Consider the following 20,249-nt stretch of genomic DNA (forward strand, 5'->3'; position numbering starts at 1 on the left):
GAAGTTCCCCCTGACTAAATCCAAAGTAGTGAAAACATAAAGAATAGTACTTCCCCCATTATACCTACAATAATATGAAAATACTATCACTAAAGAGACTTTTATGACGTAATTCAGAACCCTACGCAGAGTGTATTCAGATTATTTCCGGTGCCTGTGCAGCGCACAATTCAGATAATACGTTACAATTGCATAAGTAAAAATGAAGAGCCAATCAAATCAATATTTGATCAGCTCTTCTTCGTGTTTTTACTCAAGTTGTTGAATTGTCATAATTGCATCATGCACAGGCACCGGTTCAATTCTCATCGTCAGTATAATCGCCATGTAGCTGTCTTCTGTTTTTCTCAAGCAATTGTTCGAAGTAAGATTTTGGTTTTTCGGTGTTTTGTTCAAGTTGAGACTCGACTTTCTTGATTTCCGAGGTTTCCTCTAAAGCATTCTCCTCATGTAAATGGAGTGAATATTGGTTCGTGGCAACTTCCACTGTAATTTGCGTCTTCTCTGTCGTTACATCCGTATCAGAAGATTCTACATGGACAGAAGGCGTTATTGGTTCAATCGGAGGCTCGACATGATGAGCTACAGCATTTTGCTTCTCAATAATACCTTTCAACTTTGTAAACCAATACTGTCGCTCTTTGAAATAGGCTTCATATTCTGGTGAATCTTTTCGTATCCGAAGGTGCGGCGCATGATAAAACCGAATTAGATGTTTTGGCTTCGCACTGTCGTCAACGATGATTTCAAGATCCAAGGAACTGATTTTATCGATGGATGGTTTCTCTGCATTGCTTATTGTGAATTCTTCCTGCTTTAGCTTATTCAGTAAGAATTGGGTGAAGTGTGTGTCTCTTTGCACAGAGTCGCTTTGGTAATTATCCTCTATGAGATTGATCGCTAAAATGTCGGAATAGCTATAGGTGTTGATTATGTAAGACATGCCGGCATATGCTTTTGTGACGTATCCTTGCTTTTTCAAGTCGGGAGTCCATAAATAGACATTCTCTTGCTGTTCATCAATTGCAATTTTCGCTAATAAATCATAAGAAGGAAAAGATTTATGTCTATGGAAATCAAATTGGGCAGGTTGAAAGGTATTTAGAAATTCCAGTTGTTTTGCTTTTTGCTTTTCCTCGATAAAACTGGCACTTCCTAATAAAGCAAGCCCCACCACAATGGACACGATTACAGCGACAGCGCCGAACATAAACGACCGATTAAAGAAAAAATAACCAAGTAAAACAAAACCGAAAATCGGCAACAGACATCCCATGCCGAAAAATAAATTTGATAGTTTAGACGACATAGCTGAACCCCCCTGTAAACAACCATTGTATATGTTTACGACCAATTGCGAAAGAAGTTTCATTTTTTACGGTGCCTGTGCAGCACACTACTCCGTCAATTCACTACAATTGTATAAGCGAGAATGAGAAGTCAATCAAATCAATGGTTGAACAGTTAGTTTTCGTGTTTTTATTCAGGAAGTTGAATTGTCATAATTGCACCATGCACAGGCACCGAAACAATTTCCTGTTATTTCTCGTGAGAATGGGGGTATAGCAAGTTTTATTGGAGGAACAGGAGTGTCTGTATTGGAAAAAGGAACTGTTTTGTTGGTTATATCATTACTTTTAAATGTCCTGTTGATCGGAACAGGCAGTTATGTTGTGAATAAGATTGGTGGAATCGAATTTGTGAAGACAAAAATGCAATCTGCGCCTTCCGTAAAGAGGGATTCGGCTTATTATTTTACGAAGAAAAGTGTCTTCGAATATTCTGCAGCGAGTGATGTGGATAAGGTGTTCATCGGGGATAGCATTACCGATTACGGGGAGTTTCAAGAGTATTTTCCAGATGAAGTCGTACTGAATCGGGGAATTCGGAATGATGTGGCAAAGGGTGTGTTGGACAGGATTGGGGAAGTCGCGGACCGGAATCCGAAAGAGGCGTATGTAATGATCGGGGTCAATGATATCCGGTATGGAACAGATGCCAAGGATTTTGAAAGCCGAGTCAATGCCATTGTCGATTCTTTCGATGGGAAGGATACCCGGCTTTTTATTCAATCAATTCTGCCGGTGAATAATGGTCTTTTTGGGAATGAAATATCCAATGAAAAAGTAAAACAATTCAACGCCATTTTGCGACGGATTGCGGATGTAAATGGAGTTGGGTATATCGATCTGCATTCGAATTTTACTAATAAGAGCGGCCAACTGGACAAGAAGTTCACGGTTGATGGTCTGCATTTGAATGGGGAAGGGTACAAAATGTGGGTGAACAGGCTTCATACTAGAAGGTGATATACGTAAAAAAGCTGAACCTCCGCGGAGGTCCAGCTTTTTTCACGTTGGAATTGGCTCCGATTTTTTCTTCGGAGAAAATCCACCAAGCAGAAGTTTTCCATGTGGCAGCAATTTTTTGATTAAAATTGAAACGATAATGGGAATGAAAACCCCGATGGCTGTGAATCCGATGATGCCGTATGTGAAATAATCGTTCAAAATGATATCTGCAAAGATGTGCAAATACATGATGGATAGCGAATGCTGTTCGATTTTCCGCAGCCAGTTGAGCGACAAACGTGCTGTGATGAACTGGAATGCACCTACCAAAAGGATCGTAAATGAAATGGGGATGGCCAAATCCAATATGAAATGGTCATACCTCAAAAACTTCATGCTAAGCCGGTAGTCGATGATATGCAAACTATCGAGAGAAACAGCAGTCGCACTCACAAGCAATGCCGCAATCATCCATCGCTTCGAAATATCCATCCAAAGATCTTTCATATAATAGCCGATGGCGAAATAGACAATCGCCATGAGCGCGACATCGATGTTCCAAATCATCGGAATGGATTGCGCCGCATCGGATGGTTTTCCGCCGATGACATGCATGGCGAAGATGCTTTCAAAATGGGCAATTATATAGAAGATGCCAAGAATAATGAACTGCTTCGTTCGATTGAAATATTTCGTGAGCCCTAAGAAAAATAAATAGGTGAAAAATAACGTTGTGACAAACCAGAAGACTCCGTACGCTCCGCGAATAAAACGTCCGCCTACGGCAAGCGTCCATAAATCATTGAGATACCATGATAAATCCCGATTACCTGAACCGATTTCCATTCCATAACGGATCAGCGTAATGCTGACAAGGAAAAACAGGTAAGGGACAATTAACTGCATAAACCGCTTGTGTATGGTCGGTTTCATCAGTCCTTTCTCCAGAACCGGCTTGAAAAATAACCCGCTTAAAATGAAAAACGCCGGCATATGGAACCAGTAAATATACTTCGCAAGCGGAAAATCGAGCTCCCCCGGATAATGCCCGATGACGACCAGAATCATCAAAAACCCTTTCGTGACATCCACCCACGTCAACCTTTTCTTTTTCATGTATATGCACCTCTAAAAAATAATTTTGCTGCTATTGTATACCCCCTTTCCTCGTTTTTATCGATTTGTAACTGTATTGATATGTAAATGAAAAGAGATTGGTAAAAAACGGTGCCTGTGCAGCATACTATTCAGATAATACACTACAATTGCATAAAATAAATGAAGAAGCCGACCAGATCAATCCTTGGCCGACTTCTTTTTGCATTTATATAAATAGTAGTGAATTGTCATAAGTATGTGCTGCACAGGCACCGAAAGAGAGACGCCGATAAGGCAAGCTTCAACTTAATGCTTAAAGTTTGAGATTAATTCTTGCAGTTCCTCTGCCATATGGGAGAGGGTTTTGGCGGATGCTGTGATTTCTTCCATGGATGCGAGCTGCTCTTCGGTGGAGGCGGCTACTTCTTCGGAGGAAGAGGCGTTGCTTTTTGCCATGTTTTCGAGTTCGTTTGCTGTGTCGTTCACTTCTTGGATTGCCGATTGAACGGTTTGCGCCGTTTCGGAAATGGCATCCATTTGTGGTGCGGCGCCTTGAGTGCTGTCCAATATTTGCTGGAACTTTTCAATTGCCTCATTTGAGACGGCCATTCCTTCTTTGACGTCCTCCGTCACTTTCGCCATGATGTTGACGGAGCTTTCAGTATCCTGCTGGATGCCTTGGATAATGTTGTGGATTTCCGAGGCGGATTGCTGTGATTGCTCTGCAAGTTTCCGCACTTCATCGGCGACGACTGCAAATCCTTTTCCGTGTTCGCCTGCTCGTGCCGCTTCGATGGCGGCGTTCAAGGAGAGTAGATTCGTCTGTTCCGCAATGCCGGTGATGACGTTCAAAATGGTACCCACTTCTTTGGACCGTTCTGATAAAGAGCTGATCATCCTGTTTGACTCGAATACGGAAGATTGGATGGAAGACATCTGATTCACTGTATCGGACACCGCTTGGCCGCCGATTTCAGCCTGTGTAATTGTGTGGATTGCGAGTTCTGATACTTTCAACGAGCGCTCGGCGATATGTGCAATCCCTTCCGTCACTTGTTCGATCAGCTGGACGTTCTTTTCGATGCTATTCATCTGATTTTCCGCGTTGCCCGCAACTTCTTGTATGGCTGCCGCAACATGTTCAGTAGCGTAAGTCGTCTGTTCTGCGCTTGCCGTCAATTGTTCAGATGAAGCTGCAACGAACTCCGTGTTCTTCTCGATATTCCCAATTAAGTTCTTCAGGCTATCCTGCATATCTCGGAATGCGTGCCCTAACTGTCCGATTTCGTCTTTCGACCGGATGACGATTTCCTCGGTCAAATCTCCATTGCTGATTGTGATCGCTTTATTCCTCAAATCCTTGATCGGTCGAAGGACGGACCGTATGACGAAATAAACGATGAAGACACCGACAATCAATGCTAAGACAATAACAATCATTGTCGTCTTCAGAATGGGAGCGGCAGCATCTTCCATCTCCGACTCATAGAGCGTTCCCCCGATTTTCCAGCCGGACAGTTCATTCGTCACAAACGTCATGAACTTCTTATTGCCCTGTAAAAGATAATCAAAATGTCCACTTTCCTTCTCATACATCTTCTGATAGAAATCTTCCTCTGCAAAAGTGCCTGCCTCGCTCGTCGGATGGGAAATGAAATTCATATCTTCATCCAACAACATCGTATATCCATCTTTGCCGATATGCACTTGACGGGCAATCTGATCAAGCAAATCCAATGTAATATCAACACTAATGACGCCGGAATTATCCTTCGTCGTTTTTGAAATTGTAACAACCATGGCATCTTCAGTAGCATCCTCATAAGGTTTCGAAATATGGACTTCACCTTTATGCTCCATGGACTGCTTGTACCAATCCCGCGTTCGAGGATCATAGGAAGTCGTGTCGTTAATGATCGGCTCTTGAACGAAGTTTCCTTTCTCCGTCCCGACATAAATGCTCAAAATTTCAGGATGTAATTCCGCATATTGAGCCAGTTTCCTGCGCAGTTCCATGCTTTCCTTTCCATCATACTGACCTGCTGTTATTTGCTCGCTCAACGTTTCAATATCATTGATCTTCGGGGTAAGTGTATTGTTGATCGTTGTATTTAAAATACCGATGTTATTGGTGGATTCCCCCATTATTTGATTTTCTACTGCGTTTTTCGCACTATTGTACGATAAGAAACCAATGCTCACCGCGGGGATGATTAAAATTAAAGTAAACGCTGAAATGAGCTTTGTACGAATATTAGTAAACACTATCGTTCTTCCTCTCCAATGATTATTGTAGTAACTCTCTTTTACTACTCTATACTTCGTCAAAAATCAATTCATTTTAATATCAAGATAAAAGTATTTTTCACCGAGAATTTATGATAAAAAAGCTACATCTTACATTTATTAACATTGAATATTCGACAAAAAAGCTATATTGTAATAGAATACGAAAAGTATATGACAGCTTTTTGAAATGAAAGCGGATTCATGAAAATATCAAAATTTCACGAGAGGAAGTGTATCACATGGAATTATATAATAATTTAATTGATAGCTTTAGTACGTGGTTATATAGCTATATACTTATTATTCTTTTGATTGTTGCTGGTCTTTATTTCACCATCCGTACGAAGTTTGTCCAATTCAGGCTATTCAAGGAATCCGTTAAACTTGTAACGGAACCGAAAGAAGATAAAAATTCGATCTCCGCTTTCGAAGCATTGATGGTCTCGACCGCATCCCGTGTCGGTGTCGGAAATATTGCCGGAGTTTCGACGGCAATTGTACTCGGTGGGGCAGGTTCTGTCTTTTGGATGTGGGTCATCGCGATCATAGGAGGCGCTTCCGCGTTCATCGAGAGTACACTCGCACAGATCTATAAAAAGCGGGACAAGGAAGGCGGCTCTTACGGGGGGCCAGCCTACTACATCCAAGCGGCGCTGAAAAGCAGATTTCTAGGTGTCGTTTTCGCTGTGGCCCTCATTTTAACGTATATGGGCGGATTCAATATGGTTGCTTCCTTCAACATCGCATCAGCATTTGAGGGATACTCATTTTACAATTCATCGACACCGCTCATCGTAGGTGCGATTTTGGCGCTTCTAACAGGCTTGAGTATTTTCAGAGGCGGGAAAACATTAAGCAAAATTACAAGTATCATCGTTCCAGTCATGGCGATTGCCTACATTGGCGTAGCTCTAATTATGGTTATCATGCATTTGGACCTTGTGCCAGGTATGTTCGTAGACATCTTTACACAGGCATTTGATTTCAAATCGGCATTCGGCGGTTTTGCCGGTTCCGTCATCATGTACGGTATTAAACGCGGTCTTTATTCCAACGAAGCGGGTGTCGGTTCTGCACCAAACGCCGCTGCAGCTGCTAGCGTTTCCCATCCTGCGAAGCAAGGACTTGTACAAATGCTGTCCGTGTTCATCGATACGCTACTTATCTGTTCGGCAACGGCGTTCATGCTGTTGAGCTCTGGCGTTGTACCTACTGAAGACATGGCGGGCGTTCCGTACGCACAAGCGGCCCTGTCATCGACATTCGGGGAATTTGGTGTTTGGTTCATCACGTTTGCATTGTTCTGCTTTGCGTTTACATCTCTTATCGGGAACTTCTTCTATGCAGAATCGAATCTTAAGTATTTGAATAAAAAAGATGTCGGCAAAACAGGTCTGACAATCTTCAGACTGTCTGCCGTCGTCATCGTCTTCTTCGGCGCTCAACTTGATTTCTCGGTCGCTTGGAACACTGCAGATGTCCTGATGGGCATCATGGCATTGATTAACATTCCGATCATCTTACTTCTTGGAGGGACAGCGTTTAAATGTCTCGATGATTTTACAAGACAGAAGAAGGAAGGGAAGAACCCTGTCTTCAAAGCAAAATCGATCGGCCTTAAAGAGAAAACAGATTTCTGGAATTAAGAGGGGGCAGCATGTATCCATTAGTTCGTGTCAATAAAAAACATTTGCTGGAAAATGTCCGTACCGTCACGGAGCTATGCGCGGCAAGGAATATGGCTGTAACAGGTGTGACGAAAGTGTTCGGTGGGGATCCTGAAATTGCAGCTGTATATGTTGCGGGCGGTATTACGAGGCTTGGTGACTCGAGGGTCGAGAACTTAAAGCTATTGAAAGGGCTTGCTGCGGAGAAGTGGCTCATCCGCCCGCCTATGATGAGCGAAGTGGACGATCTTGTAACGTACGCGGATGCTTCGCTCAATTCGGAGCTTGCGACGATCCAGGCGATTAATGGCGCCGCGATTGCAAAAGGAAAAGTCCATAAAGTGATTTTGATGGTAGATCTCGGTGATATCCGTGAAGGGTTTATCGATCATGACGAGCTTGTTGGTGCCGCACTCGAAACCGAGAAAATGAAGGGTGTCCATTTGTATGGAATCGGGGTTAACTTGACGTGCTTTTCATTCATCCAATCCGATTCGGAGAAGATGACGGCGCTTATGGAGCTATCTAAAACGATTGGCGAGACGATAGGCAGGGAATTGGAAGTCGTCAGCGGCGGAAACTCCGCGACGCTTGACTTGATGATGAAAGGCGGCATCAGTGAAGGCGTCAACAACTTGCGCCTAGGCGAATCGCTGCTGTTCGGCAAGGAACGCGCGAATTACACATTCTTACCGGGAACGCATAAAGACGTGTTCACATTGGAATGCGAAATTGTCGAACTGAAAGAGAAGCCATCCGTGCCGTGGGGGACTGTCGGCGTCGATTCGTACGGCAAAAGTCCGGCATTTACGGATCGGGGCACGCGGCTGAAGGTGATCTGCGCACTCGGGAAACAAGATTTCGACGTCGAAACATCAACACCTGTAGACAAAGACATCATCATCCTCGGCGCCAGTTCCGACCATCTCATGCTCGACGTTACCGACAGCAACAAGTCATATAAAGTCGGCGACACCGTTGAACTGCAGCTCGGCTACTTCTCCACCATGCGCGCCTTCACCTCCCGGTACGTCCGGAAGGTTTACGTCTAATCGGTGCCTGTGCACGGCACATTTATGACAATTCGATTTTTATTATATGTATACAGCGAGAGGCTATCTGAAGATTGAATCGGATGGTCTCTCGTATTTTTTTATGCAATTGTAGTGCATAATCAGAATTGTGTCGGTGCCTGTGCAAGATGCAATTATTATTATTATTATTCGGTTTGTTGGATAATCACGCGTGAAAAATCCAATTACCCCTGGCGCGATTGGACTTGAAACTATCTATATGCAATTGTGATGTATAATCTGAATTGTTTGCTGCACAGGCACCGCTTTCACCTTACTATAAAATCATAAGGGGAAACTCGCTTTTTCTTTTGTTGCACGTAGTCGAACATGGTGTCGAGACCTGTAAGCGAAAGTTCATTCAGCAGTTTTCCAGTCCGCAAGTCGTATGTATCGATTGCGTGTGTTGCGGACGATTGATTGTAGCGGAAAAAGTGAAGTTTTCCGTCTTGGAAATACGTTTGCTCGGACATTTTCATTTGTCCTTGACTTGCCCCTTCAAGAGTGAATGCGAGACGGACTTCACCAGTTTTCGAATCGAACGCATGCACATCGCCGATCCCGTCCACATAATACAGGTTCCCATCATAGACTGCCGCTGCGTTTCGGAGGTTATAGGGAATGCGGACGATATAATCTTCAATGTCCTTATAATTGAATAAAGGAAACGTTTCGATTTCCTCCGTCTTTTCATGAATACGATACACGTCACATGTCATTTTTTCTGTGTCGGCAATCACTAGATAATAGTAGTCGTTTTCCTTTAGGATCGATGCCATCCCGATTCGTTCGCCGATCGGTCCGAGCGATACGATTTTTTGAAGTTTGCCGTCTTTTTGTAGGGGCATTTTTTGCAATGACAGTCCATCATCGTCTTCAATCACCATGAGCAAGTTTCCGTCAGCCTTGCCGGACATTTGCATATAGTGGGGGATGTGAATCGTTTCAAATCCGTTTTCATTTCCGAATCTGATATTCGAAGCATAGCCGCCATCCTCTGTGAAGCCGGAATTATAGACACTGTAAAAACGGCCATCATCCTCATTATAATCGGTCACTTCGCCCGTATGTTCCTCTGTGGGCATGGCAAAGGTTTTGGTCTCGTCAGAATGGACCACATACACATGGCCTCGGTCCTCCAAAAAGATCGAATCCTCCAAGACGAAAACTGTCCCAAGCTCCAAGCCATCCATTTCCCATAGCTTCGTATTCCCATCAGAATCGACAAAAACAGCAAAGCTAAGACCATCCCGATTCATGTCCTGATCCGCTGTCGTTGAGAAATATAGGATAGCTGCAACATCCGTCAATAAAATAGGGTCATCCTTCGAAAGGAAATCGGCCGACTGCTGGCGGCTAAAAGTGTAATAAGTCTTTCCTGCAACTGCGATAAACAAGGCCATGATGCCAATTACTAACCATTTCTTATCCATCCATCGAAACCTCCCGTAGCTAAATAAGGAGCTGACCTCGGATGGACAGCCCCTTTTTTGCTCTAGTCTTCTGGCGCCAGAAGCTCGGGGCAAAGTCAAAGTTGCCCTGCAGCAAAAAACGCCACGCTGCGTCTTTGATTTATGCCTGTCGCTCCTAGGCAGGTGCCCGCTTTTGAGAGTTAGATTTGTCGTAGGAAACTTGTCTGAGTGTCGTCGCGGACATCCCGAGGATAGACTCCGAAACCTTTGTCTACATCCAAGTCAAGTCCGCCATGCAATTGGAAAGCCGACCAAATGAGTTTAGAGCGGTTTTCCGCGCCCGAATGTCCCGTGTTCCGGTAGTTCGCGAAGTTCAATGAGTACGGCTGTCCGATTTGGGTATACGACCAGGTAGTTGCATTGGTTTTGTTCGTACTCGAAGTTGAAATGGATTTCACGACAGCACCTATGTCCACCGTCCTGACGTTAGCGGAATCGCTGCGGACTCCGGAAGGGTAGATTGATTTTACAATCGTGCCGCTTGAATAGTATAATCCGACTTGACCGTGATTGATGTAGGCGGTGGCGGACGGCGTATAGTAGAAATCGCCGCGAGCGCTAGCCCGACGATATACAATGCGGATCCTCCACCTTGGGGGGCTGCCTCGTCAGTTTCGCCGAATTGTTCAGCTAACTGCTCCGCCTCTTCATTAGCCAACCGGTTTTGCTCTTCCATCTCCTTGTACATTTGCTCATAAATCTCATTCTCGCTCATGCCAGTGGAAAAGACTAGCTCCTCGATAAGCTTCTGTAGTTCATCTGCAGAGACACCTGGCTGCATCGTCAAAATCTCATTTTTAAGTTGCTGGACGGTTGAAGCTTGGGCAGGGGACTGGATACCGATAACGAGAATTCCTACGACTGCAAGTGAGACGAATCTTTTCACGTTACTCGCTCCTTTTGTGAAGACAACTGGCCAGTTTGCCTTCAAATTGTATGTTGTCCAACATATTTAAACTATAGCATGTTTGGTGTAATAGTTAAAATTTTGCGATAACAATAGTTTCACGATGTATCTTTCCGTTTTATTGAACGAAAAGCCGGAATTCTTTTGTACATACACAAAAATTGATGCTGCTTACTAGGTAAATAGGTGGTCGTCTTAATGAAATGATAAAAAAGTTAATAGAACAAAATGCATAGTGGATTTTCCCTATAGATATGGAAGAATCATTTGCCTATCTTCAAAACAAGTTCAAAAGAATGAAAATTGGGAATAGGTAGAATATATATTGAATGAATCTAATAAATTGCCTATAATGATAAGAAGAAAGAAAAGAAGGAGGGATGTCCAAATGCATATTGGCAGTCGATTACGGAGACTTCGGGAGAGTAACAGTTTCACGCAAAAGGAAGTGAGCTCCGGAATCATTTCCACTTCCCACTATAGCAATATTGAAAGTGGCCGTTTTGAACCATCCAGCGATGTACTTGCCTTACTTGCAAACAGGCTTGAAGTGCCAATAGCATATTTCCAAAAAATACATGAAGACGATGCAAGTCTCCAAAAACGATTGTTGGAATATGAAGAGCTGCTATCGGATATGAACGGGATCCCTGAGTTTTTTAACAAGCATGGCTCGCAATTTGCATATATCTCCTCCATCAATCAGGAAATAATGTTCAATTTATTGAAATACATCGAACTAGTTAAAGTAGGCCGTATCCCCGAAGCTCAAGTCCATTACTCTGTAGAAATCGCCTACATCCCACAAAAATTCTTCGAAAACGCCAGCAGGTCTCTCTTTGAAAAATATACGTATACATCAGCGCTGTTTTACTATTTCAAAAAAGATTACGAGGCGAGCATCTCCCATTTCGAAGACGCCTTATACTTGACGCGGGAGAAATCCCTTTCAGCGAAAATAAATTATAATATTTCCTTGGCACTCTTTCAGCTCTATGATTATGGGACAGCACTTATCTATGCAAAACGTGCAAAACGGCAATACATGCACTTGCATAACTGGGCGAAGTCGGGGGATTGCTATAACCTGATTGCGTCACTTTACCTCGAACAGCATAAGACGAAAGAAGCGAAACGGTATATTGACAAGGGACTAAGTGTTTTGGGGAATTCAGTGATGGAGACGCATGGACGGCTTTATCATAATTTAGCTTTCACTCTGATGGAAGAAAAAGAATTTACGGATGCGCTGAAAATGATTAATACATGCATTGAAGTGAAAAAACAGTTGAAGAGCAAAAATCTGTTTGATTCAGAACAACTGAGATTAAGGATTTTATTCCACCTCGGTGACCTGCTGGCAGTGCGGGAAAGTATGAATCGACTGCAAGGTTCCATCCAGAATGAATTAGAGAAGGCTCGCCTTGACTATTTCGAGGCAAAGCTCTACCATATCCTTCACGAATACGATTTGTATGAACAGAAGATGAAAAACAGTATCCGCCATCTACATGCAAATGAAGACTGGAAAGCATTGAAGGACGCCGTCCGCCACATCTCCCTCCACTATGAAGCCAACAAGAAATACAAAAATGCATACAAATACCAAGAGCTTTGCATCCACGCATACAAGCGGTTAACGATGGAGGTGAAAGGAGGTGAAGAACTGTGAAGAAGAAATTACTGATGATCTGCCTCGTCCTCGGTTTTGCGGCATTTGCGCCATCCATGGGCACGGCAAGCGCCAGCAATTTCGTCACTATCATCGGACCAGATGTTGGCCCGCCGCATGGCAAGGGATAAGCACGGTAATTGTCCTGAAATCAAACGATCATATAAAGAAATCCATCGCTTCAATCAATGAGCATGTAAATCATCAATACGATCTGCGTGCTTTTTTTTGTGCCCAATTTCTGAAAATCTGTCGTAACTAGTAGGCCGTCGTAATAGAGTAGCTATAGGACGCTAGTAATCTGGATCGGTTACCGTAACCTTGGATGAAGTACCGACAAATAAACAGGAGGAGAAAAATTGATATGCACGAATTGCGGGAATGAGCATGCGAATGGACGGTTTTGCGGAAACTGCGGCATAAGGATGACTGAGCCAGTGGACGGCTATCCAGATCAATTGCCACATCACCATGGACAGACGGCAGTTGAAGCGACTATTGTGAAGTCGGAATCGAATGTTCATCTTGAGAATGTGAGCAATTTGACGAAAGCGTACTGGTCCTATTTTGTTAAACATGTGAAACATCCTTCGATCAGCCTTACGAAACAGGATGATGAATTCAGGAACGGCTTCATTTCATTGTTTCTATATGCAATCCTTTTTGGTCTGTCATTTTTTTCGATACTTAAGGGATTAACACTTGAACCAGCTGGGTTTGTGAGTCTCACTGACGGTGATGGCGGCCCTTCATTCTCATCGGTTTTCCTAAATGTGGCGGGGTTTGTGGCAGTGTGCATCGCAATCGTCTCATTCGGACTTTTCATTATCGGAAAGAACTTTGGCCCAGCCTATCCATTTAAACAAACGTTGGCATTGTATGGTGCGCATTCCTTACCAGCAATCGTTATCGGCCTCGTTGCCCTATTTTTGCTGCTAATGAAATCTTATTGGTACGGAATTTTTCTGTTGATCGTTAGTTTCATCTATGTCCTTATGCTTTCACCGGGGTATGTAATCAGCGTACTCCTATCCAAAAAGCCAAAAGGAATCGACCCACTGCACGGTTACGCAGCCTACACAGTCCTTGTCATCATCCTATTCGGCCTCCTCCTCAAACTCCTCAACGACACATCCGTCGTAACATACTTGGCGGAGCTAAAAGGGCTGCTGTAAATTGTACGGGAATTGTTTGGGTGCCTGTGCAAGGTCCATTTATGACAATTCGATTTTAGTTATATTAATACTGAGAGGGGTCATCCAAAGATTGATATGGATGGCTTCTCAACATTTTTTATGCAATTGTAGTGCATAATCAGAATAGTTTGCTGTACAGGCACCTAAAAAGTAAAGGGGTGTAAAAATGGTTAGGGAAGTGTTTATGATCGATGCGGTTCGGACTCCGATCGGAAGATATAAAGGGCAATTGAAGGATGTCCGTCCCGATGATTTAGGGGCAATTGTGCTAAAGGGATTGGCCGAAAGGAATCCGGATTTGCCATTGGAATTGGTCGATGACGTTATATTTGGAAATGCGAACGGGGCGGGGGAGGAGAATCGGAATGTGGCAAGGATGTCCCTGTTGCTTGCGGGCTTCCCGAATAGTGTCAGCGGCACGACCGTCAACAGGCTCTGTGGCTCGAGTTTGGATGCGGTCAGTTTGGCAGCCCGTTCCATTTTATCAGGGGAGTGCGAGGCCGTCATTGCCGGCGGTGTCGAAAGCATGACAAGAGCCCCTTTCGTGATGAAAAAACCTGAAACGGAATTTCCTCGAGGTGACATGAAAATGCACGATACAACGCTCGGTTGGAGATTCATTAATCCAGATATGGATCGTTTATATGGCACGGAGCCGATGCCGATGACGGCTGAAAATGTCGCATTACGTTTTGGGGTGATGCGGGAAGAGCAAGATGACTTTGCGTATAACAGCCAGCAAAAGGCGAAAAAGGCGATTGAGGATGGGAAATTCCTGGATGAAATCATTTCGGTCACTATCACGGATAGGAAAGGGAAAGTACATGTCATAGATAAGGATGAACATCCGAGATCCGATACAACAAAAGAAAAACTATCCGTATTATCCCCAATCTACCAAGGAGGAACAGTCACCGCTGGAAATTCAACTGGCGTGAACGACGGAGCGTCTGCCTTGCTGCTCGTAAGCGGCGAGTTTGCCCGGAAACACGGCTTGAAGCCTCTCGTGAAATACGTAGGCTCCGCAACAGCCGGGTTGGAACCATCCATCATGGGGCTGGGTCCGATTTATTCAACAAAAAAATTGATGAAGAAACACAATTGGGGACCAGCTGATTTTGATCTCATCGAAATAAATGAAGCATTTGCCTCCCAATCATTGGTGTGTGTAAAACAACTTGAACTGGATATCGATAAAGTCAATGTCAACGGCGGAGCCATTGCTTTGGGACATCCACTCGGAGCAAGCGGGGCTCGTATTTTGACAACTTTGATTCATGAAATGAAAAGAAGAAAGTCCAGAAGGGGATTAGCGACGATGTGTATCGGAGTGGGGCAGGGGATATCGGTTGTGGTGGAGAATGTTCATGGGTGCTGAAATAAAAGCAAAAGGAATGCGTCCATAACGGAGCATTCCTTTTGATCATTTTTGGATTGTGTAAGAGAAAGCTTTCATAACCTTTGGAACTTGGTCAGCACTACTGGCTGAAGCTGTATTATTTTGAGCTGTCATACCTAAAATAATAACTAGTAAAAGAATCGATACAACTTTTTTCATTATATATCCTCCCATTTGTCTATTTTTCTATCAATATAGCCATACTTATTCCCTTCCCGATAGAAGGTAGATGCAAGCTTATATTTCCTATTATTATAGTACCATTCTGCCAGAGAAATGCAATATTTGTGAATATACCTGAAGTTTTGAATGTCTTTAAAATGTTGAATTGTTGCCTCTGCAATATCTACAGACAATCCTTCTTTACTATGCAGCGATTTATATAGACTGAAATGATGGAAGTAAGAAACTTCGTTTTCATCTTTTAACTGATGATACAATGCAATCCCTTTATCTGCCCATTCGCTAACAAGACTCTGTTCATTCATTTTTGAATATTCCTCAATTAAGCATAGAATCGTAATCGGCTTTTCAGAAGGATCTATTTTATAGTCGATGCTCTTTTTATAATATTCGATGGCTTGTTCCCTATTTCCCATACTACTATTCAAGGTGCCTAGATTATGATAAATAATCCCTTTTTCGCTATGTAAATTAAATTCTTCGCTAATTTGCATAGCCTTTGAATATGCTTCCAATGCGTCTTGGAACTTATCGCTTCTTTTATAAGAAATCCCGATAAGAATATAGCAGTCTAACACTCTACTCATCAATAGATGTTCTCGGAAAAAATTAAGTGCAAGTCTAGCATGATCAATTGAATTGAATGTATGCCCATCGGATGCATAAAATACAGCAATTATATAATTAAATTCAGCTTTTTCCCATTCTCCAATAGGTAACGACTCCAGCTTATGGAGTAGTAACTCATAATAATGTATGGCCATTTTTACGTTGCCAGTATTATAACAGAATAACCCTTTGTTTAAATGAAACAAATAAAGTTGGTATACATCAAAATTATCAATCGATTCTTCAAGTAAATTAATTTCTTGTTTGAGTTTTTCTGAATCAATTCTTACTATCATATTAAATCGGAAAGTAATAAGCGAATAAGTAAAATGTAAAGAATCGTTTTCAAATAGGGGGACGTTTAGCTCAAGATACTCTAATTTTTCTCTTGTGAAATTTAAATCTCTCGCTGTCATAACCTCACGATACGTCTTCAACAACATCTTCTCAAACTCGCGTTCCATTTCCTCATCATTTTCCTGCAACTTCCCCGGGTCCATCCCCAGCCGCTTCATCAGCATCTCTGTAATGTCTTCACTCGGTTCAATCTGATTCCGTTCGATTTTTGATAAATAAGATGGCGTACAAATTCCTTTGGCCAGGACAATTTGCTTCATATCTTGCCGTACGCGTTCAGCACGTATCAAATGACCTATTTTCATTTGCCGATCCCTCTCTTTATCTATCTTATCTTAATTTACAGTATAAAGCATAAACATGCAAAGTGAGAAACTTTTCTTGAAAAAGCGAAAAAAAACGCCGATTTTGAAAAAAATGTCCCAACCGGTTATACTTCTTTAGAAGGACACCACGTGATATATTATAGTTAATAGTCCCAAGCCATGGTGATTCATCTAACTATAACAGGACAAAAGGAGTGTGAAGGGGATGACGATAGCAAAAACAGAGGTAAAATGCGAAAAGGAATTCCTGGACATCGAGATCATGAAGATGAAGATGGAACTCTTACAATTTGTGAAGAAGATGCAATCCAATGGTTTATTGAAAACTGTTGATTACGATGAACTGACAAATACGCTTAACGCAAAGTGAATATTTTTGGAAGTGAAGGTGACTGATATTGCAGTCATCTTTTTTGTTTATATACAAATAAAAGCGCCGCATTGTGCATAAATGTCCTGACACGGGCCACAGTGCTCCTAGATGAATATCTCAATTACACCAATTATCATTAGGAGCATGCCGCCGATGCGCTCTGCCTGTTGTCCCAGCCAGCTTGTACCGATATGTTCGCCGAGCCGAACGCCAAGTATTATGGAAATGAATGAAAATATGCCGATTGCAAGTGCTGTCGAGTACGGTTCTATACCAGTGACGCCTGCACTAAAACCGATGGAAAGGCAATTTAAGGCCAAGATGAAGCCTAGAACGATCGACTCTTTCCAATTGATGAAGTCCATTTTTCGGGTATCGTCCTTTGAAGGGCTTGCTGTTTTCTTTACAACCCAAAGACCGAGCCCGATTAGCAGAATACCTCCAATCAAGTTGGAGGTGGACCTGGATAGGATATCGGATAGCATGCTTCCGGCAAATATGGAAACGAATGCACATACCGTCGAAATGAGTGAAATTATCAAGTTATATCGGAACGGAATCCGGTTGGCTCGTAAACCGTATGCCATACTAATTCCCAAGTTATCGATATTTGCTGCTACTGCAATGATCAAAATGGTAATCAATTTCATGAATAAGCCCCCCATGCCAACGTCTATCCCTTATGTATATGACTAGTGGGAGGGGCAAAATGGGCGGTTGAAAAAAGCCGTTCCGAAGTGGATTCCAACTTCGAAACAGCCATTATGAGCCTCTTGTTTTTTTGACGCCTATAATCATGAGGCTGACCGCGCTTGTGACATTGAGCAGGACGCCCAAAATCAGCAAAATCCATTCAATCGTGTTCGGGAGTGATAGAGTCAAGGAAAAAACGAGTGACATTGAACCGATGATGAGCAGGAGCATCAATAGTGGTATTTTAGTTTTCATTCGAATGCCTCCTTTTTATATGCAGGCGCATCAGTAAATCTATTATAACTGTTTTACGAATGCAATGGGGATTCGTTTAAGGGTTTTATGCGCTTTTGCAGTCACTTATGCGTTTCTGCAACGGTTTATGCGCCGAAAACAACATTTATGCGCGATTTTCGTAAATTATGCGCATGTAAAGCGATTTATGCGTTTCTGCGATGTTTTATGCGTCAATAAAGAATTTCTGCAAATGAAAAAAGGTGGTCCCTATCATAATAAGGGGCCGCCTTTTTGTGTGGGGTCTTCTTTTATTCCCCATGCTCCTTCAAGGGGACGAGATCGAAAATGTCATGGTCTTCGAAGGCGTCGACGAGGCGATCCATCCATTCGAAGTAGTCACGGACGTATTCGAGCTTGCTGATGTCCATTTCGACGATTGTCCTAAGCTCTTCGCTGATGTCGGGATTGTTTTTCAACTGTTCCAGTTCGCGCAGCGATTTTCTGACGGCGACAGAATGGAGTGAAATGGATCTGCGCCATTTGATTGAAAATAGATTGATAAAGCTTTGGTACCAATCGTCTTTCACTTGATACAAGTCTTTACGGACACCGCGTATCCATGCCCGCTCAACCAACTTCAGTTCGGCCAGCGCTCTGACGGATGTGCTCATGCTTGTTTTGCTCATGCCAAGTTCTTCAGTCATGTCGTCCAATGTCATTGGCTCGTCGTGGAAGAACATTGTGCCGTACTGTCTGCCGGCAGAAGGTGTGAGACCGTATAGATGTATGTTTTGCGCGATTGTTTCAATGATCCGCTCGCGTGCTTTGTCGAGTGTTTCTTTACCGTCCATAATGCATTCCCTCCGCTGTCTGGGATTAATTTTCCCCAATCACTAACCTAAGCGTATTATACCCGCATTTCAAGTGTAACGATAAGTTTAAACTTTGTACAGTTTTTACCGTACAAACGATTTATTTCGAAATAACGGTTGTAAAGAGAAAATTTTATGCATATACTAGTAGACGACGAGTTTCGAAAGTTTAGGGAGTGTACACATGACAGAACTTAGAAAGAAAATCGAAGTGGTCAATACGACAAAAATCTTCGGTAAAAACAGTAAGCGCGCGGCGCAACTGTTGAATGAGGGGAAGTCGAAAAGTGAAATCCTCAAGTCTACGGGCGCGACAGTAGGCGTGAAAAACGCTACATTCGACGTATATGACGGAGAAATTTTTGTTATCATGGGTCTTTCAGGAAGTGGGAAATCCACATTGGTGCGGATGCTGAACCGGTTGATTGATCCGACGATGGGCTCAATCCGTATCGATGGAGAAGATATTGTCAGCATGAATAAAGAACAGCTTCGTCAAGTACGGCGGAAGAAAATCGGGATGGTGTTTCAGAACTTCGCCCTTTTCCCGCATAAGACGATTTTACAGAATACGGAATACGGCCTTGAGATCCAAGGAATCGTAAAAGCGGAACGCAAGGCGAAAGCTGTCGAGTCGTTACGGCTTGTCGGGCTTGCCGGGTACGAAGAGCAATATCCCAGCCAGCTGAGTGGCGGAATGCAACAGCGGGTCGGTTTGGCGCGGGCACTTGCCAATGATCCTGATGTGCTGTTGATGGACGAAGCTTTCAGTGCGCTTGATCCGTTGATCCGGAAAGATATGCAGGATGAGCTTCTTCAGCTTCACCATGACATGGGGAAAACGATTATTTTCATTACCCATGACTTGGACGAGGCGCTCCGGATCGGCGATCGCATTGCGTTAATGAAAGACGGCGATATCGTCCAAATTGGAACGCCGGAAGAGATTTTGATGAATCCTTCGAATGAATATGTCGAGCGTTTTGTCGAAGATGTCGACCTTTCAAAAGTGTTGACAGCGGGCCATATTATGAAAAAAGCGGATATGATACAAATCGACAGAGGGGCCCGTGTTGCATTGCGCCTCATGAAGCGGCAAGGGATTTCCTCCATTTATGTTGTGGATAAAGGAAATCGACTGCTCGGAGCCGTCACAGCGCAAGATGCGAGCGACGCAACAAAGTCCGAGAAGTCATTGGAGGACGTCTTGATCAAGGACATTCCGACAATTTCACCGGACACCGTATTAACCGATCTGTTCGATACCGTATCGACAACAACGATTCCGGTGGCAGTCGTCAATGACGAGCATCATCTGGAAGGCATTATTATCCGTGGTGCATTGATCGGCGCATTGGCGGGCGACGGTCAATTCATCAATAGCGATCGTATGGTGGAAACAACAGCGGATATTGAAGACTTGATGGAAGTGGAGGTGAGCAGTCATGGATAATCTTTTACCACGCTTGCCGTTTGCCAGTTGGATCGATACAGGTGTCGACTGGCTTGCCACCCATTTCGGCTCTGTCTTCGAC

At 43.3% G+C, this 20,249-nt stretch carries 19 protein-coding genes and 1 pseudogene; 10 read left to right on the top strand and 10 right to left on the bottom strand.

The window, feature by feature from the left end; all coding sequences use genetic code 11:
* Positions 1-298: 298 nt before the first annotated feature.
* Positions 299-1,309 (bottom strand): hypothetical protein, encoded by a 1,011-nt coding sequence (locus AWV70_RS12705; RefSeq protein ID WP_060207627.1) that lies wholly within the window; start codon positions 1,307-1,309, stop codon positions 299-301.
* A 280-nt stretch (positions 1,310-1,589) separates the two neighbouring features.
* Here AWV70_RS12705 and AWV70_RS12710 point away from each other — a divergent pair, with 280 nt between their 5' ends.
* Positions 1,590-2,309, top strand: a complete 720-nt coding sequence (locus AWV70_RS12710) for a GDSL-type esterase/lipase family protein (RefSeq protein WP_235588652.1) — start codon at positions 1,590-1,592, stop codon at positions 2,307-2,309.
* Between the two features lie 42 nt (positions 2,310-2,351).
* Here the strand turns inward: AWV70_RS12710 and AWV70_RS12715 are convergent, their stop codons facing one another.
* On the bottom strand, positions 2,352-3,407 hold the full coding sequence (locus AWV70_RS12715) for an acyltransferase family protein (protein WP_060207630.1): 1,056 nt from the start codon (positions 3,405-3,407) through the stop codon (positions 2,352-2,354).
* Positions 3,408-3,695: 288 nt separating this feature from the next.
* A complete protein-coding gene (locus tag AWV70_RS12720; protein WP_235588653.1) occupies positions 3,696-5,654 on the bottom strand; it encodes a methyl-accepting chemotaxis protein in 1,959 nt (652 codons plus the stop codon).
* A gap of 263 nt (positions 5,655-5,917) precedes the next feature.
* Between AWV70_RS12720 and AWV70_RS12725 the strand changes: the two genes are divergently transcribed.
* Both AWV70_RS12725 and AWV70_RS12730 read left to right on the top strand, forming a co-directional pair.
* The gene (locus AWV70_RS12725; protein WP_060207633.1) at positions 5,918-7,324 is read left to right on the top strand and encodes an alanine/glycine:cation symporter family protein; all 1,407 of its coding nucleotides are present in this window, start codon (positions 5,918-5,920) and stop codon (positions 7,322-7,324) included.
* 11 nt (positions 7,325-7,335) lie between these two features.
* Complete coding sequence (locus AWV70_RS12730) at positions 7,336-8,397, top strand: alanine/ornithine racemase family PLP-dependent enzyme (RefSeq protein WP_082713609.1); 1,062 nt, start codon at positions 7,336-7,338, stop codon at positions 8,395-8,397.
* A gap of 290 nt (positions 8,398-8,687) precedes the next feature.
* Here AWV70_RS12730 and AWV70_RS12735 read toward each other — a convergent pair whose 3' ends face one another.
* Both AWV70_RS12735 and AWV70_RS24580 read right to left on the bottom strand, forming a co-directional pair.
* Positions 8,688-9,851, bottom strand: coding sequence for a hypothetical protein (locus AWV70_RS12735; RefSeq protein WP_060207637.1), 1,164 nt, complete (start codon positions 9,849-9,851; stop codon positions 8,688-8,690).
* A gap of 505 nt (positions 9,852-10,356) precedes the next feature.
* Entirely contained in the window at positions 10,357-10,776 is a 420-nt protein-coding gene (locus tag AWV70_RS24580; RefSeq protein WP_235588654.1) for a hypothetical protein, read from the bottom strand.
* A 409-nt stretch (positions 10,777-11,185) separates the two neighbouring features.
* On the opposite strand from AWV70_RS24580, the gene AWV70_RS12745 reads away from it, so the two are divergent.
* The 4 genes from AWV70_RS12745 (at position 11,186) to AWV70_RS12755 (ending at position 15,043) form a co-directional block, all read left to right on the top strand.
* Entirely contained in the window at positions 11,186-12,469 is a 1,284-nt protein-coding gene (locus AWV70_RS12745) for a helix-turn-helix domain-containing protein (RefSeq protein WP_060207640.1), read from the top strand.
* On the top strand, positions 12,466-12,600 hold the full coding sequence (locus AWV70_RS25110; protein ID WP_268777842.1) for a hypothetical protein: 135 nt from the start codon (positions 12,466-12,468) through the stop codon (positions 12,598-12,600). The genes AWV70_RS12745 and AWV70_RS25110 overlap by 4 nt, the downstream gene beginning before the upstream one ends.
* A 228-nt stretch (positions 12,601-12,828) precedes the next feature.
* Positions 12,829-13,644, top strand: a complete 816-nt coding sequence (locus AWV70_RS12750; RefSeq protein WP_060207643.1) for a zinc ribbon domain-containing protein — start codon at positions 12,829-12,831, stop codon at positions 13,642-13,644.
* A 187-nt stretch (positions 13,645-13,831) separates the two neighbouring features.
* Complete coding sequence (locus AWV70_RS12755) at positions 13,832-15,043, top strand: acetyl-CoA C-acyltransferase (RefSeq protein WP_060207647.1); 1,212 nt, start codon at positions 13,832-13,834, stop codon at positions 15,041-15,043.
* A gap of 45 nt (positions 15,044-15,088) precedes the next feature.
* On the opposite strand, the gene AWV70_RS25115 is transcribed toward AWV70_RS12755, so the two are convergent.
* Together AWV70_RS25115 and AWV70_RS12760 are read right to left on the bottom strand one after the other, a co-directional pair.
* On the bottom strand, positions 15,089-15,223 hold the full coding sequence (locus AWV70_RS25115; RefSeq protein ID WP_268777845.1) for a hypothetical protein: 135 nt from the start codon (positions 15,221-15,223) through the stop codon (positions 15,089-15,091).
* The gene (locus AWV70_RS12760) at positions 15,223-16,518 is read right to left on the bottom strand and encodes a tetratricopeptide repeat protein (RefSeq protein ID WP_060207649.1); all 1,296 of its coding nucleotides are present in this window, start codon (positions 16,516-16,518) and stop codon (positions 15,223-15,225) included. The genes AWV70_RS25115 and AWV70_RS12760 overlap by 1 nt, the downstream gene beginning before the upstream one ends.
* A gap of 226 nt (positions 16,519-16,744) precedes the next feature.
* On the opposite strand from AWV70_RS12760, the gene AWV70_RS23855 reads away from it, so the two are divergent.
* Positions 16,745-16,909 (top strand): hypothetical protein, encoded by a 165-nt coding sequence (locus tag AWV70_RS23855; protein WP_160327660.1) that lies wholly within the window; start codon positions 16,745-16,747, stop codon positions 16,907-16,909.
* Positions 16,910-17,016: 107 nt separating this feature from the next.
* On the opposite strand, the gene AWV70_RS12765 is transcribed toward AWV70_RS23855, so the two are convergent.
* The 3 genes from AWV70_RS12765 to AWV70_RS12775 all read right to left on the bottom strand — a co-directional run bounded on the left by AWV70_RS12765 (position 17,017) and on the right by AWV70_RS12775 (position 18,693).
* On the bottom strand, positions 17,017-17,562 hold the full coding sequence (locus AWV70_RS12765; protein ID WP_060207653.1) for a manganese efflux pump MntP family protein: 546 nt from the start codon (positions 17,560-17,562) through the stop codon (positions 17,017-17,019).
* Positions 17,563-17,674: 112 nt separating this feature from the next.
* Positions 17,675-17,860 carry a hypothetical protein gene (locus AWV70_RS12770; protein WP_060207655.1) on the bottom strand — a complete coding sequence of 62 codons (186 nt, stop codon included), beginning with the start codon at positions 17,858-17,860 and terminating at the stop codon, positions 17,675-17,677.
* 290 nt (positions 17,861-18,150) lie between these two features.
* Complete coding sequence (locus AWV70_RS12775) at positions 18,151-18,693, bottom strand: GbsR/MarR family transcriptional regulator (protein WP_060207658.1); 543 nt, start codon at positions 18,691-18,693, stop codon at positions 18,151-18,153.
* A gap of 205 nt (positions 18,694-18,898) precedes the next feature.
* On the opposite strand from AWV70_RS12775, the gene AWV70_RS12780 reads away from it, so the two are divergent.
* Positions 18,899-20,167 carry a quaternary amine ABC transporter ATP-binding protein gene (locus AWV70_RS12780; RefSeq protein ID WP_060207661.1) on the top strand — a complete coding sequence of 423 codons (1,269 nt, stop codon included), beginning with the start codon at positions 18,899-18,901 and terminating at the stop codon, positions 20,165-20,167.
* A pseudogene (locus AWV70_RS24585) lies at positions 20,160-20,249 on the top strand (glycine/betaine ABC transporter); the annotation flags it as partial. The gene AWV70_RS12780 and the pseudogene AWV70_RS24585, both read left to right, overlap by 8 nt.

The organism is Sporosarcina koreensis, assembly GCF_001531445.1.
GTDB classification, from domain to species: domain Bacteria; phylum Bacillota; class Bacilli; order Bacillales_A; family Planococcaceae; genus Sporosarcina; species Sporosarcina koreensis_C.